This window comes from Agaribacter flavus, from assembly GCF_042646125.1.
Lineage (GTDB): Bacteria > Pseudomonadota > Gammaproteobacteria > Enterobacterales > Alteromonadaceae > Glaciecola > Glaciecola flavus.
In genome coordinates this window covers 191,491-205,452 of record NZ_JBHRSW010000006.1, presented here as the reverse complement: position 1 = coordinate 205,452, position 13,962 = coordinate 191,491, and the positions used below count along the sequence as shown (strand labels likewise).

The 13,962-nt window shown below is 42.7% G+C and carries 17 protein-coding genes; 6 read left to right on the top strand and 11 right to left on the bottom strand.

The features are described 5' to 3' along the window. Positions 1 to 169 precede the first annotated feature (169 nt). Entirely contained in the window at positions 170 to 949 is a 780-nt protein-coding gene (yaaA, locus tag ACFOHL_RS05195; protein ID WP_376919142.1) for a peroxide stress protein YaaA, read from the top strand. Between the two features lie 3 nt (positions 950 to 952). Here yaaA and ACFOHL_RS05190 read toward each other — a convergent pair whose 3' ends face one another. Genes ACFOHL_RS05190 through ACFOHL_RS05175 form a run of 4 tightly spaced genes read right to left on the bottom strand, consistent with a single transcriptional unit; the run spans position 953 to position 3,517 of the window. After that, entirely contained in the window at positions 953 to 1,387 is a 435-nt protein-coding gene (locus ACFOHL_RS05190; RefSeq protein WP_376919141.1) for a DUF4426 domain-containing protein, read from the bottom strand. Between the two features lie 14 nt (positions 1,388 to 1,401). Beyond that, a complete protein-coding gene (locus ACFOHL_RS05185; RefSeq protein ID WP_376919140.1) occupies positions 1,402 to 1,947 on the bottom strand; it encodes a YggT family protein in 546 nt (181 codons plus the stop codon). Positions 1,948 to 1,962: 15 nt separating this feature from the next. Then, positions 1,963 to 2,781, bottom strand: a complete 819-nt coding sequence (gene proC / locus ACFOHL_RS05180; protein WP_376919139.1) for a pyrroline-5-carboxylate reductase — start codon at positions 2,779 to 2,781, stop codon at positions 1,963 to 1,965. Positions 2,782 to 2,815: 34 nt separating this feature from the next. Then, the gene (locus tag ACFOHL_RS05175; protein WP_376919138.1) at positions 2,816 to 3,517 is read right to left on the bottom strand and encodes a YggS family pyridoxal phosphate-dependent enzyme; all 702 of its coding nucleotides are present in this window, start codon (positions 3,515 to 3,517) and stop codon (positions 2,816 to 2,818) included. A 39-nt stretch (positions 3,518 to 3,556) separates the two neighbouring features. Between ACFOHL_RS05175 and ACFOHL_RS05170 the strand changes: the two genes are divergently transcribed. The 4 genes from ACFOHL_RS05170 (at position 3,557) to ACFOHL_RS05155 (ending at position 7,653) form a co-directional block, all read left to right on the top strand. Beyond that, positions 3,557 to 4,600, top strand: coding sequence for a type IV pilus twitching motility protein PilT (locus tag ACFOHL_RS05170; protein WP_376919137.1), 1,044 nt, complete (start codon positions 3,557 to 3,559; stop codon positions 4,598 to 4,600). A 12-nt stretch (positions 4,601 to 4,612) separates the two neighbouring features. Further along, positions 4,613 to 5,731, top strand: a complete 1,119-nt coding sequence (locus ACFOHL_RS05165; RefSeq protein ID WP_376919136.1) for a PilT/PilU family type 4a pilus ATPase — start codon at positions 4,613 to 4,615, stop codon at positions 5,729 to 5,731. Positions 5,732 to 6,061: 330 nt separating this feature from the next. Then, positions 6,062 to 6,397 carry a putative signal transducing protein gene (locus ACFOHL_RS05160; protein WP_376919135.1) on the top strand — a complete coding sequence of 112 codons (336 nt, stop codon included), beginning with the start codon at positions 6,062 to 6,064 and terminating at the stop codon, positions 6,395 to 6,397. Between the two features lie 182 nt (positions 6,398 to 6,579). Then, positions 6,580 to 7,653 carry a Gfo/Idh/MocA family protein gene (locus ACFOHL_RS05155; protein ID WP_376919134.1) on the top strand — a complete coding sequence of 358 codons (1,074 nt, stop codon included), beginning with the start codon at positions 6,580 to 6,582 and terminating at the stop codon, positions 7,651 to 7,653. Between the two features lie 10 nt (positions 7,654 to 7,663). On the opposite strand, the gene ruvX is transcribed toward ACFOHL_RS05155, so the two are convergent. The 5 genes from ruvX to ACFOHL_RS05130 all read right to left on the bottom strand — a co-directional run bounded on the left by ruvX (position 7,664) and on the right by ACFOHL_RS05130 (position 10,841). Further along, on the bottom strand, positions 7,664 to 8,077 hold the full coding sequence (ruvX, locus tag ACFOHL_RS05150; protein ID WP_376919133.1) for a Holliday junction resolvase RuvX: 414 nt from the start codon (positions 8,075 to 8,077) through the stop codon (positions 7,664 to 7,666). 3 nt (positions 8,078 to 8,080) lie between these two features. Next, on the bottom strand, positions 8,081 to 8,656 hold the full coding sequence (locus tag ACFOHL_RS05145; RefSeq protein ID WP_376919132.1) for a YqgE/AlgH family protein: 576 nt from the start codon (positions 8,654 to 8,656) through the stop codon (positions 8,081 to 8,083). Between the two features lie 26 nt (positions 8,657 to 8,682). Then, a complete protein-coding gene (gshB, locus tag ACFOHL_RS05140) occupies positions 8,683 to 9,630 on the bottom strand; it encodes a glutathione synthase (protein ID WP_376919131.1) in 948 nt (315 codons plus the stop codon). A 128-nt stretch (positions 9,631 to 9,758) separates the two neighbouring features. Continuing rightward, entirely contained in the window at positions 9,759 to 10,487 is a 729-nt protein-coding gene (locus ACFOHL_RS05135; protein WP_376919130.1) for a 16S rRNA (uracil(1498)-N(3))-methyltransferase, read from the bottom strand. 117 nt (positions 10,488 to 10,604) lie between these two features. Next, complete coding sequence (locus ACFOHL_RS05130; RefSeq protein ID WP_376919129.1) at positions 10,605 to 10,841, bottom strand: hypothetical protein; 237 nt, start codon at positions 10,839 to 10,841, stop codon at positions 10,605 to 10,607. A gap of 281 nt (positions 10,842 to 11,122) precedes the next feature. On the opposite strand from ACFOHL_RS05130, the gene ACFOHL_RS05125 reads away from it, so the two are divergent. Continuing rightward, a complete protein-coding gene (locus ACFOHL_RS05125) occupies positions 11,123 to 11,950 on the top strand; it encodes a mechanosensitive ion channel family protein (RefSeq protein ID WP_376919128.1) in 828 nt (275 codons plus the stop codon). 67 nt (positions 11,951 to 12,017) lie between these two features. Here the strand turns inward: ACFOHL_RS05125 and ACFOHL_RS05120 are convergent, their stop codons facing one another. After that, positions 12,018 to 12,824, bottom strand: a complete 807-nt coding sequence (locus tag ACFOHL_RS05120; RefSeq protein ID WP_376919127.1) for a M48 family metallopeptidase — start codon at positions 12,822 to 12,824, stop codon at positions 12,018 to 12,020. Further along, entirely contained in the window at positions 12,811 to 13,962 is a 1,152-nt protein-coding gene (gene metK / locus ACFOHL_RS05115) for a methionine adenosyltransferase (protein WP_376919126.1), read from the bottom strand. The genes ACFOHL_RS05120 and metK overlap by 14 nt, the downstream gene beginning before the upstream one ends.

Below are 13,962 nucleotides of genomic sequence, written 5' to 3'. Positions count from 1 at the left end.
GCAAAATCGCTGCGAGTACATCCATGTACGCTTTGATTTTTCATCCGTGAAAAATAAATTTTGCGATAAAAGAGGAGTAACTTCCAAGTATAATCCCACCATGAGCAGCACATTTCTTTTACCTACGTTATACTATGCGGACATATTATTATTTTTCTAGGGCGTGTTTATGTTGATGGTTGTTTCACCCGCAAAAAACTTGGACTACAAGTCTTCCATTCCAAGTGTTAAGACTGGAATGCCGAGGTTGGGTAAGCAAATAGATACGATTGTTGAGCGTTGCAAACAGCTTGCTCCCAGTGATTTAAGTTCATTGATGAAAATCAGCGATAAATTAGCTACTTTAAACGCTGAACGTTTTAACAGTTTTGAAGCTAGTTTCACTGAGCGGAATTCTCGGCCAGCGCTTTTTGCCTTCAATGGTGATGTCTATGCTGGCTTGGATGCGAAAAGCTTAAATGAGCAAGACCTCAACTTCGCTCAGTCTCACCTGAGAATTCTATCGGGTTTGTATGGTCTATTACGTCCACTTGACTTAATGCAAGCCTACCGACTAGAAATGGGTACAAAATTAAATATTGGGGGCGCAAAGAATCTATATGATTTTTGGGGAACCGATATTACAGATTTGTTGAATAAGGACTTGAATGAGCAAGGTGATAATGTACTCATCAATCTCGCTTCCAACGAGTATTTCTCGTCTGTAAAGTTATCATCTTTAGACGCGATGGTCGTCACGCCTCACTTTAAAGATGAAAAAAATGGGAAATATAAGATCATTAGTTTTTATGCAAAAAAAGCGAGAGGCTTGATGGCTAGGTTTATTATTCAGAATAAACTGAGCTCTGTTTCTGAACTGAGCCAATTTGACACTGATGGCTATCGTTTTTGCCCAGAAGAAAGCACGCAGACTGATCTAATCTTCAAACGTAAAGAGCAGAAAAAGTAGCCCCTACTCAGCATACATTTTTTGCTGAAACTTAAGCTGCTGTATTTCGTTTCCAAGCTGTATATCGATAGTAAAGCGCAAGGTTTCTTGATCAGAGAAACCTACCGTAGCCAGGTAGTATATTGCGCTCCCTTCTTTAACTTGTTTAAAACTTAAGGGTTTAGTAGTACCTAGTAAATTCACTGCTTTTCCTCTCACAGATACACTTTGCGCAGCTTTAGAGTCGTTATCTAACACAGATATATTGATAAGTGAGCTATATTTGCTGCGGACAATCTGATTGCTTGAAGCGACTTCAGGCGTTAAAAATGTCGTCGGAATGGCGATGTAGTGTACATCCCACTGACCTAAGGTTTGTTTTTGCTCTGCTTGAACCGAAAGACTCAAGCACAAAAAGACGAGTAGCAATAAACGTTTCAAGTAATAAAAAAACTGCATGATTGCTCTCCGAGTTAAAAAATAGGCCCGAAAATATCACCTAACAAAATACGTAAAAATTGTAGGGCAATGATCAATATTAATACAGATAAGTCCAATCCGCCCATCGGAGGAATGATCTTGCGAATTGGGGCTAACATTGGTTCAGTAAGCTGTTGCATCACATATTCAATTGGATTGCCACCTTGACTCACCCAACTTAAAATCGCTCTGATAATTAAGATGAAAAACAACAAGGATAAAAATTCACTCAGTACAGTCAGTACCGCAGTTAACAAAAGGCTGATCATGGGAGGAAAGCCAGCACCAAAAAACGTGTTGAGTAGCGCGATTTTTATACCAGCCACAACAAAAGCAAACAGTAACGAAGCAGAATCAAGGCTACCCAAAGACGGAACAAAACGACGAAGGGGGGCAATGACGGGCTGTGTGGCTTTTACCACAAATTGACTAAAGGGGTTATAGAAATCGGCACGTGCTGCCTGCAGCCAAATGCGTAAAATTATGACCATTAAGTACAAATTAAATAGGGTTTCAATTAAAAATACAGTTGCGTTCATGTGTTGTTGTGTTCCTTAAAATTCGTTTGCCATTTCGTTGGCGCGTGCTACAGCTGCACGCATCGCTTCTGCGAAAATGTCTTCAATATTATTGTCTTGTAAACTCACTATCGCCTGATGGGTAGTGCCGCCCTTGGACGTTACATTTGCTCGAAGTTGCGCAGCTTCTGTGCCTTCATTACTTTTCAACATTTTAGCACTGCCTAGCATGGCTTGCTGCACCAATCTGCGCGCGTCAGATTTATTAATCCCCATTTTCATTGCTTCGTTTTGCATAGCTTCGGCAATCAGAAAGAAATACGCTGGACTACTACCTGCTGCTGCGATAACAGTATTAATATCGCTTTCATTTTCAACGACAATGGCATCACCGACTTTTTTCATCATTTCAACAATAAAATCGACACTGTCTTGAGGTACACCTGCACCTGCATAAATACCGCTCATTCCTTCGCCAATAGCAGAGGGAGTATTAGGCATGACGCGAACAATATTGGTACTGTGATTGAGTAATTCACCCAAGCGCTTGAGGGGTAAACCCGCTGCAATCGAAACAAAGCAAGGATTGTTTAGTTCTTCAAAGTTAAATGATGCACAAACATCTGATATAAGTTGTGGCTTAACCGCCAACACAACAATCTCGCCAAAGCTTAAACCCGCTTGGTTGTCGTTGGATACGCTTATTCCGCAGTCTCGTGCAAGTATATCCAATTTTTCCTGACTAGGGTTGGTTGCCATGATGAGATTTGCTGGATAACCATCAGCGACTAAACCTCTAATTATCGCTGCACTCATATTACCAGCCCCAATAAAGGCTATTTTTTTATTAATCATACATTCCTTAAATGTTATGAAAGGTGCACACTTATCACTTGGGTACGCGGGCGCCAAAAATTCCTGTACCTATCCTAAGCATGGTGCTGCCTTGCGAGATTGCAAGGTGCAAGTCACTGCTCATCCCCATCGAAAGTGTGTCAAAATATTCGAACTTGTTTTTCCCTTCTAAAAAAAGCGAGTGCATTTTAGCAAAGCTCTGCGCAAGTTGCTGCTCTGATTGCTCAAGTTGAGGAATTGTCATTAAACCGCGGCAGCGAAGATTTGGCAGATACTGAAGCGAAGCAACGAGGTCAAGCGCCTCGTCAGGCATTACCCCTGCCTTGTTTGGATCGTTGTCGATGTTGACTTGCACACACACATTTAGTGCTGGCATATCACTTGGGCGCTGCGCATCTAATCTTTTAGCGATTTTTAAACGCGACAAAGAATGCATCCAGTCGAAGTTTTCAGCGATTAATTTACTTTTGTTTGATTGCAGGGGGCCGATAAAGTGCCAAACGATATCGGGTAAATGCCGTGTGCTTTGGATCTTATCTACACCCTCTTGCGCATAGTTTTCGCCAAAATTTCGGTGTCCTGCTTCATACGCAAGGATTACATCGGATACGGGTTTGGTTTTACTTACTGCCAGTAAATGAATATCGTTTGGGCTGCGTGAACATTCACTCGCAGCAGTGTGTATTTGTTGATTTATGTGCTTGAGGTTTTGGGCTATTGCGTTGTTGATTGACATTTATATTTATAAAACCTCATACCTGTTGGAGATCATACTTTGGATATTAATGAACTATTAGCGTTTAGCGTACAAAATGGCGCTTCAGATTTACACTTATCCGCTGGGTTACCGCCGATCATTCGAGTTGATGGCGAAATGCGGCGTTTAAATGTGGACAAATTGTCTCACAAACAAGTCCACGGGTTAATCTACGATATTATGAATGATCGTCAACGCAAAGAATACGAAGAAAATCTCGAAGTGGATTTTTCTTTTGAAGTCGCTGATTTATCACGTTTTCGTGTCAATGCCTTTATGCAAAACCGCGGTGCTGCCGCAGTGTTGCGTACTATTCCTAGCAAAATACTGACGCTCGACGATTTGGGGGCACCCAGTATTTTTAAATCTGTTATTGATCAACCAACGGGTATTGTGTTGGTGACAGGGGCGACCGGTTCAGGTAAGAGTACAACACTGGCCGCGATGGTCGATCATATTAATGCACACAAACGCGACCACATATTGACGATAGAAGACCCAATCGAATTTGTGCACGAAAATAAGTTGAGTGTGATTAACCAAAGGGAAGTGCACCGAGACACGCATAGTTTTAATAATGCGCTGAGAAGCGCACTGCGTGAAGACCCCGATGTTATTTTGGTCGGCGAATTACGTGACCTCGAGACTATTCGCTTGGCTATCTCTGCTGCGGAAACTGGACACTTGGTATTTGGTACTTTACACACCAACTCGGCGCCCAAAACGATTGACCGTATCATCGACGTGTTTCCCGCAGAAGAAAAAGCCATGGTGCGTTCAATGTTATCCGAATCATTGAGGGCAGTGATATCGCAAACGCTGTTGAAAAAAATAGGCGGGGGGAGAATTGCAGCACACGAAATCATGCTCGGTATTCCCGCGATTAGAAACCTAATCCGCGAAGACAAAGTGCCACAAATGTATTCCGTGATTCAGACAGGGCAAGCACATGGCATGCAAACGATGGATCAGTGTTTATCACGCTTGGTAGCTCAAGGCTTGATCACGCAACAGGATGCGAATGCCAAGTCGGTGGACAAACCCGCCAGTAATGGTTTTTAAGGAGTGTTGACTATGATGACACTTGATCAATGTTTGGCAGATATGGTGGCACATCAGGCATCAGATTTGTTTGTGACTGAGGGTATGCCCGTTAGTGCCAAAATAAATGGCAAACTCGAACCGCTAACTAGCATGAAACTCACCGAGCACGATGCCTTAGGATTGGTGCATCAAGCCATGACGGAAGAGCAAAAAGCGAGTTTTGCACAAGACAAAGAATGTAACTTCGCTATAGTTCGGGATCAAATAGGCCGTTTTCGTTGCAGTGCGTTTTGGCAACGAGACCGCGCTGGAATGGTCATTCGTCGCATTGTTACTGATATTCCACGAGCAGAGGATCTTGGCTTACCCCCCGTACTTAAAGACATTATCATGGCAAAGAAAGGACTAGTCTTGTTTGTGGGGGGCACAGGAACAGGTAAGTCTACGTCTTTAGCCGCGTTAATTGGTCATCGAAATCAGCACTCATTTGGACATATTTTGACTATCGAAGATCCGATTGAATATGTCCATGAGCATCAAAACTGTGTGGTAACGCAACGTGAAGTAGGGATTGATACGCTGTCGTTTGATGATGCGCTAAAAAGCTCGCTTCGGCAAGCGCCTGACGTTATTTTGATTGGTGAAATTCGTTCTATGGAAACCATGGAATACGCCATGTCTTTTGCTGACACAGGGCATTTGTGCGTGGCGACATTGCACGCAAACAATGCTAACCAAGCGATAGAAAGAATCATGCATCTAGCACCAAAAGATCTTCATGCAAAGTTGCGTTTCGATTTAAGCATGAATATACGTGCAATCGTGGCGCAGCAGCTAGTACCGACCGCTGATGGCAAAGGCAGGGTAGCGGCGATTGAAATTTTATTAAACTCTCCTTTAATTTCGGATTTAATTCAAAGAAACGAAATAGGTGGTTTGAAGGAAGCCATGACTAAGGGCAAAGAGATGGGCATGCAAACTTTCGATATGGCACTGCTGGATCTGTATAAATCAGGAAGAATTACCCAAGAGCAAGCCTTGCATCATGCTGATTCGCCCAATGATTTACGTCTAATGATTAAGCTGGATAGCCAACACACGAGTTCGTCTTTGGGGTCGTTGTCAAATGTATCGATTGATATGGACTAAAGGCTATGTGTCTTGAGAGTGTTGACACTCAAGAAAGCACATAGCCTAAAATTACAGTAAGCTTTATTTGTTATCCAATCTAGCGACAAAGCAGTGTTGGTCTCCGTAGTAGTTATTTTCAAAATTACAAATCTTTACAACATTGTTTGGCTTTCTTAATACAAACCACTGGCGTATAGCTGGAAATATTTTAGACTTCATATCGTTCTCCTTTTGTAGAGACTTAAATATAGGGCAGACGTAAAAATAAATATAATGATTAAAATCTATAGTTTTAATCTAGAAAATTGATAAACAGATCCTGAGCTATAAATATATGGAGGCAATCCAATGAAACGTTTTTACCAAGACTACAATCGCTTCCGTGTGTATCAAGTGCAAAATGTACTCGAAGAAGCCGGTATTCCGTGCATCATTAAAAACGAATTATTAAGTGGTGCGGGTGGTGAAATTCCGTTACATGAAGCTATGCCCGAAGTATGGATACTCGATGAGGAGTGGTTACCTAAAGCAGAAAAAGTACTGGAAAAATTTGAACAAGAACTCGGCCTGACAAGAAAAAAGGGAGAGTGGGTCTGCAAGCATTGCCTAGAACAAAACGATGCTGAATTTGGGGTTTGCTGGAATTGCAGCGAGTCTCAACAGTATGAAGAGTTTCAATCGTGAGAGATATTCCTGCCCAACACGAATGCCCTCAGCTCCAGCGTTTTTCAAGACAGTTGACACCATAGCCTAAATTCAGATCCAATTGACTATGCTTTGTCGTAGTGTATTAGTGTTTACTCACCATTTGATAGCCAAAGTAAACATTGCAGTATTGGTTTTGAATTTTTTAGGAGCAATAGCGAATGTCTATCTGTCGACGTCAGTTTCTTTTAGGTACCGCTGCTGGGATTGGGGCACTAAGTACTTCATTTAGCGCGTTTTCAAACAACAAAATCGGCGTGGCATTACTGGGATTGGGCTACTACAGCACGGATATTCTCGCCCCTGCGCTATCGTATACTGAGCATTGTGAATTACGAGGCATTATCACGGGCTCACCAGCGAAGGTCCCCCGATGGCAAAAAAAGTACGGCATCCCAGACAAGAATGTATACACATACGAAACGATGTCAGCTATTGCCGACAACGACAGTATTGATGTGGTTTATGTTGTCACTCCCACAGCAACACATTTGCGCTTTGCTACTATGGCTGCATTAGCGGGTAAACATGTATGGTGCGAAAAACCCATGGCAATGACGGTAAATGAATGTCAACAGATGATTGATGTTTGCCAACAAAATAAAGTAAAACTCAGTATTGGATACCGTATGCAGCACGAGCCGAGCACTCGAGCGTTTGCTGAGTTGTCACATACTAAACCTTTTGGTGATTTAACTGGAATGAGTGTGTTTGCTGGTTATCCTGGCGGACCAGGTTCAGAATCAAACTGGCGAATGATCCCCGAAATGGGTGGTGGCGCGCTTTATGATATGGGTGTATATGCCATCAATGGCGCTCGCTTTATCAGTGGCCTAGAACCTCAATCGGTGAGTGCAAAAATCGAGAAGACAAAGGGGTTTAAATGGGTCGATGCCACGACTTACTTCACAATGAAGTTTAAAAATGGGCTCGAAGCCAAGTGTGGTACCAGTGTTGTAAAAGGCTTTAATTATTTAAGAGCAAATTGCGCTTCTGGCTGGTACGAGCTCAAGCCAATGCAATCATACTCTGGTGTCGTTGGGCGCACTTCAGACGGTTTGGTGTTACCGAGTTTCTCAGGTAACCAGCAAGCGCAGCAAATGGATAATGATGCGCTTGCTATCAAGTTAAATAAGCCAGTATTTGTGCCAGGAGAAGAAGGACTACAAGATATTAGAGTTGTTGAAGGTGCCTTCAAGTCTGCGCGAAATAATGGGGAACTCATTACGCTTTGAAAGCTGCAGTTTAGTATTGATTTACGCACCAAGTTTCGAAAATAAGACATGCACTTACGCTGTCAACTTTTCCTTTAGTGAGTTTTTTGTAGCCCCCCAGTTCAAATAATCGTGCTTTTGCGTCGACAGTGGACAAGCGTTCATCTTGTTGATGAATCTGTAAACGTGTGAGATTAGCAAGGCGATGAGCAAACTTTTTTGCCCTTGCTGTCAGAGGCTGCTCCGTTCCATCCATATTTAAGGGAAGACCCACAACTATGCATTCGGGTTGCCATTGTTCACACAACTTGCTAATACTCTGCCAATCGGGGATACCATCTTTTGCTTTTAGTGCATCTAAAGGGGAGGCTGTGCCTGTTATAGTTTGTCCGATTGCCACACCAATGCTTTTGGTTCCAAAATCAAAAGCTAAAACAGTACTCATTGTTTATGCACTGCCCGCTTGATGAGATAGCTGCCATACATCTATTCCGAGTCTATTCACCGCTGTCTGCCATTTTTGTTGAACGGGCACATCAAACAGAATTTCTTCGTCTAGCTCGAGTGTTAACCACGAATTTTCCTGTATTTCTTGTTCAAGTTGTCCAGGGCTCCAACCTGCATAACCCAGAGCAACCAGCGACTTGCTTGGTCCAGCATGGTTGCCGATAACAGAGAGTATATCCTTTGATGTCGTGATCATGATTTCTGAGGTTAGTTCTACACTGGATGACCAACCGGCTTGGTATGAATGCAAAACAAAGCCTCTGTCTTGGTGAACCGGTCCGCCACAGACGACAATATTTTCACTTTTTTCATCATCAACGATGGCATTTTCGTCTGTTTGATTGATGAGTTCACGAAATGTCATCGGAGAGGGTTGATTAATCACGATCCCCATCGCACCCTCCTCATTGTGTTCCAAAATATAGGTAACAGAACGCGAAAAATACTTGTCTGTCAACGAGGGCATGGCTATCAAAAAATGATTCTGTAAACTTTTTATAGACGGTATAGCTGCCATATTATACTTCCTGTTTTCGCTCGCTGTTAAACAATACGTTTTTCGATAGCGTCAAATAATTTAGCGCAAATATTGATTGGATATGCCGCTTCTATTTCTCTGACGCATGTCGGAGAGGTAATATTTATTTCAGTGACTTTGTCTCCAATCATATCCAAGCCAACAAAAATAATGCCTCGATCAGGCATATCTTTTGCGATGGAACGAGCAATCTCTAGTTCTTGAGGGCTGACTTCTTGAGGTCTGCCACTTCCACCTGCAGCAAGGTTGCCACGTGTTTCGTTTTTGGCAGGTAAGCGAGCCAAACAATAAGGTATGACTTCACCATCTACAAATAGTATGCGTTTGTCGCCATCTACTATTTCGGGCATGTAACGCTGGAACATTGCATGACGTTTGCCGTTGTCGGTCAATACTTCAGTAATGACACCAAGGTTTAGGCCGTCTTGTTTTATTCGGTAAATCGACGTTCCCCCCATGCCATCCAAGGGTTTACAAATAATGTCTCCGTGCAGTGCTTGAAAAGCTCTTATTTGTGCTTTGTTGGCTGTGACGAGCGTATCAGGTATATATTGAGGATATAGCGCTGTAAATAGCTTTTCGTTGAAATCTCTCAAGGCCGATGGTTTATTAACGATCAAGGTGCCTTTATTTTCAGCCAACTCTAAAATTTGCGTTGCATAGAGGAACTGACTGTCAAAAGGGGGATCTTTACGCATCAGGATGGCGTCAAGAGAATCAAGGGTGATGTCTTTACTTGCCAATACAGAATAGTAGTCTTCGCTACGATCGCTCACCTCAATTTGTCGTGTGAAAGCAAGAGGTTGACCATTATTGATACTGAGATCTTCAATCAACATATAGTAGATTTCGTGTCCTCTGCGTTGTGCTTCGAGCATCATCGCAAAGCTGGTATCTTTTTTGGTGTTGATAGCATTAATGTCATCCATCACAAAACCAATTTTTAGTGACATAAGGCGTCCTTAGCAATCTTTTGAGGTTGTGTATCGTTTACTAAAATATGGTGCTTGCTGAAGCTTTTGCAAGCTGAATTATAGAATTTTAGCTAGTTTGCAATTCGCAGTGAGGGTTTTTAACAGGACTACAAATCACCGAATAGACTTTGTAGTACAGATAAACCCACTGCCGTCGCGGTCTCTGTTCGTAAAATTCTCGGCCCAAGGTTGGTTAGGATAAATCCGCATTGTTCAGCAGTGTACACTTCTTGCTCCGTGAAGCCACCTTCTGGCCCAATGCTCAGCATGAAGCCTCTAGCTGGTTTTTTAAGACCACTGAGGTAAGTCGCTGATCCGGGCGCTAACATTAACTTGGTTAAATCTGTTTGTTTTGCCACTAGTTGACTAAAACTCAAAGGAGCATGTACGGTTGGCACAATATTTCTTTGGCTTTGTTCGCAAGCACTTACCGCTATTTTCTGCCATTGTTCGACCTTTTTTGCCCAGCGTTCTTCCGACAGTTTAACGTTACAATTGTGAGTAATTACGGGTGTGATTGCCGTTACACCAAGCTCAACGGCTTTTTGTATCGCGTAGTCCATTCTGTCACCTTTAGACACACCTTGTGCAAGGTGCAACTCTAGTGGCGACTCAACATTGAGTGAAAGCTGAGAGTTGACGAGTACTTTGCAATGTTTCTTGTGAATCTCAGTGACTTCGCTTGGATAATCGCTGCCGTTACCATTAAATAAAATAACAGGCTGTCCCAGTTTTACCCTGAGTACACTCACTAAATAATGAGATAGTTCAGGGGGAAGTGTAAGCTCATCATCTACGGATATGACATCGTTGTAAAAAAAACGAGAAATTCTCATTGCAAACTATTGTGTATTAAACTTGTCGCAATCTTACAAACTTAGCATGGCATGTCGAGCTTTTTGTCATTAGCCGAATAAGAATTGAACGAGGAGTTAGATATCAACAATGAGTAGTCAACAATTAACAACACCTTGGTTTGGCTTGCATGATGGCTGCGCCGCTTTACTTGTTTCTTTATTCAATCCCAAGTGAGTATTGTCGTCTTGGGTCGACTGACGCTCTAGTTCAGCTAGCTGAGCATTTCTGCGCGCATATGCAGTATTTTTGCCTTTCGATTCTGTTAGACAAAACGCCAACAATCCCACGACTACAACAAACAATGAAACTAAAATAATCAAAAGAGCATCCATACTGTTACCACCTTTTTCTAATCTGTCTAAATTTTATACACCCCTCGATTGCATAATTCAAGTCGAAAAGGCTTGTAACTTTTATGTATTTTTATAAGTATGTATGAACTTATTAAAAAACGTTTATTTTTTAATTAAGTATCGCTACTAAAGTAGTAAAATCATGCATACCTCTAGAAAAGTGCTTACGGTCATGTGCGCCGCGCCTTTGAAGTAAGTACTAATAGCTGCGTATGTTAGCGTGGAAATATAAAATTTCATTACAAAAGGACACCCTTGCCATGTTTGATTTCACAGCAGATGATGCTACCAAATATTTAGATGACTATATCATTCCTTTTGCGATTAATTTAGCACTTGCCATCGTTATTTATATTGTTGGTAAATTTGTAGTTAAAATTGTCGTAAATGTTGTTGGTAAATTGCTCAGCAAAGCAAAATACGACGATATGTTGGTTGATTTTTTGAAGGCAATTGTCAATGCAGTACTCATGCTGTTTGTCATTATCGCCGCTTTGAATCAGTTGGGTATAGATACCAGCTCTCTTGTCGCCATATTAGCTGCCGCCGGTTTAGCTATCGGTTTGTCTTTGCAAGGCTCCTTGTCGAACTTCGCCGCCGGTGTGATGTTATTGGTTTTTCGACCCTTCAAAGCTGGCGATTTTGTTGAAGCGGGTGGCGCGATGGGGGTGATTAAAAACATCAGCATTTTTACTACCACCATGAATTCGCCTGACAACAAACTGATTATTGTGCCAAATGGATCGATTTATTCTGGCAACATTACCAATTTTTCTGCAATGGATACTCGACGTGTCGATATGGTGTTTGGCATCGGCTATGACGACGATCTTAAGAAAGCAAAAGAAATCCTGACTGAAATGGTGGGTGCAGATGACAGAATTTTGCAAGATCCTGCTCCGCAAGTAGCACTCTCGGAATTGGGTGATAGCAGCGTGAATTTTGTTGTTCGACCTTGGGTTAATTCAGCAGATTTCTGGGCAGTTAAGTTCGACTTTACCGAAGCCGTTAAACTTAGATTTGATGCTGAAGGTATCAGTATCCCCTATCCACAAATGGATGTACATGTTCACAAACAAGCCGACTAAATGCTTGTATACAAAAAACCACTCAATAATGAGTGGTTTTTTTACGTTAATTTTTTCTCTGCTAGCCTCAACACTTAGGTTTGTTTGCAGCCGCTTGATAAATAGTCATTGCCGAGTCCATATTGCTTTGGAGTTGCTCAATACGAGTTTGTGGAGCAGGGTGCGTAGACAAAAATTCGGGTTGACGAGATCCCCCCTCATTTTTACTCATATTTTCCCAAAGTTTAACTGATTCTCTCGGATCAAAACCTGCGCGAGCCATTAAATCAAGGCCGATTAAATCTGCTTCGCTTTCATGAATTCGACTGTAAGGCAAGGAAATTCCGACTTGTATGCCTAGGCCTAGCGCTGACATGATCGCTTGCGATCCCGCCACTTCGTTAGTGGCTAGTACCTGATTGACGACTTGTTGACCTATCCCAATCAATTGACTTTGACTCATGCGCTCATTGCCGTGCTGCGCGATAACGTGCCCTACTTCATGACCGATCACGGAAGCAACTTGTGCTTGTGAGTCTGCAATCTCAAGCAGTCCGGTATACACCCCTATTTTGCCTCCTGGCAGAGCAAAAGCATTGGCAGCGGGATCGTCAAATACCACCACTTCCCAATCACCTGAAAAAATATCTTCGGACACTTGCTTAGTAATTGCACTTGTAATGCATTGTACATAGTTGTTCGTGACTCTTTTTGAGGATATCTTTTGTTGCGTCTTCATAGCCGCAAAAGCCTGCGAACCCGAGTTGGCCAATTGGCTTTCTGTAAACAACAATATTTGATTTCTGCCAGTTGGTGACGTGGCACAGGCGCTTAGCAATACTGACACGAATATTGCCGATACAGCGAGGTAATATTTCTTGTTATACACTTGCATCTTCTCTAAGTAAGTCTGCTTTGTCAGTGGCTTCCCAAGGGAATGCTTCGCGTCCAAAGTGACCATAAGCGGCAGTTTGTTTGTAAATAGGGCGTTCTAAATCAAGCATTTTGATCAATCCATAAGGGCGTAAGTCAAAGTGCTTTTTAATCAGGTCAACTAGTATGGTTTCATCAACTTTGGCAGTGCCGAATGTTTCTACACTTATTGAAGTCGGTTCAGCTACACCGATGGCGTAGGAAACTTGGATTTCACATTTGTCTGCTAAACCTGCGGCAACAATGTTTTTGGCCACATATCTGCCTGCATAGGCCGCTGAACGGTCTACCTTAGACGGGTCTTTACCTGAAAACGCCCCGCCGCCATGTCTTGCCATACCGCCGTAAGTATCAACAATAATTTTGCGCCCAGTGAGTCCGCAGTCGCCCATTGGTCCACCAATCACAAATCTCCCTGTTGGGTTAATATGAAACTGCGTCGTGTCTCGCAACCATTTTTCAGGCAGCACCGGCTTGATGATTTCTTCCATTACCGCTTCTTGAATTGTGGCATTATTGACACTTTCACAGTGTTGTGTGGATAGCACCACAGCATCAATCCCTACAGGTTTGCCATTTTCATATACAAATGTCACTTGGCTTTTGGCGTCGGGGCGAAGCCAATCAAGAGTGCCGTTTCTGCGTACCTCTGCTTGTCGCTGCACAAGTCTGTGTGCATATGTGATTGGCGCTGGCATAAGTACATCTGTTTCGTTACTGGCATAGCCAAACATGAGACCTTGGTCACCTGCGCCTTGTTCTTCAGGGGCTTGTCGGTCAACACCTTGGTTAATATCAGAGGATTGTTTGCCAATCGCGTTTAGTACCGCACACGACTCGCCATCGAAGCCCATGTCGGAGTGCACATAGCCGATTTCTTTGACGGTTTTGCGCGTTAACTCTTCGATATCTACCCATGCGCTAGTATTGATTTCACCCCCGACAAGCACCATACCTGTTTTGACAAAGGTTTCGCAAGCCACTCGAGCCTTGGGATCGATGGCAAGTATTGCATCTAAAACTGCATCTGAAATTTGGTCGGCAATTTTATCGGGGTGTCCTTCTGATACCGATTCTGATGTAAATAGTCGAGTTGTCAT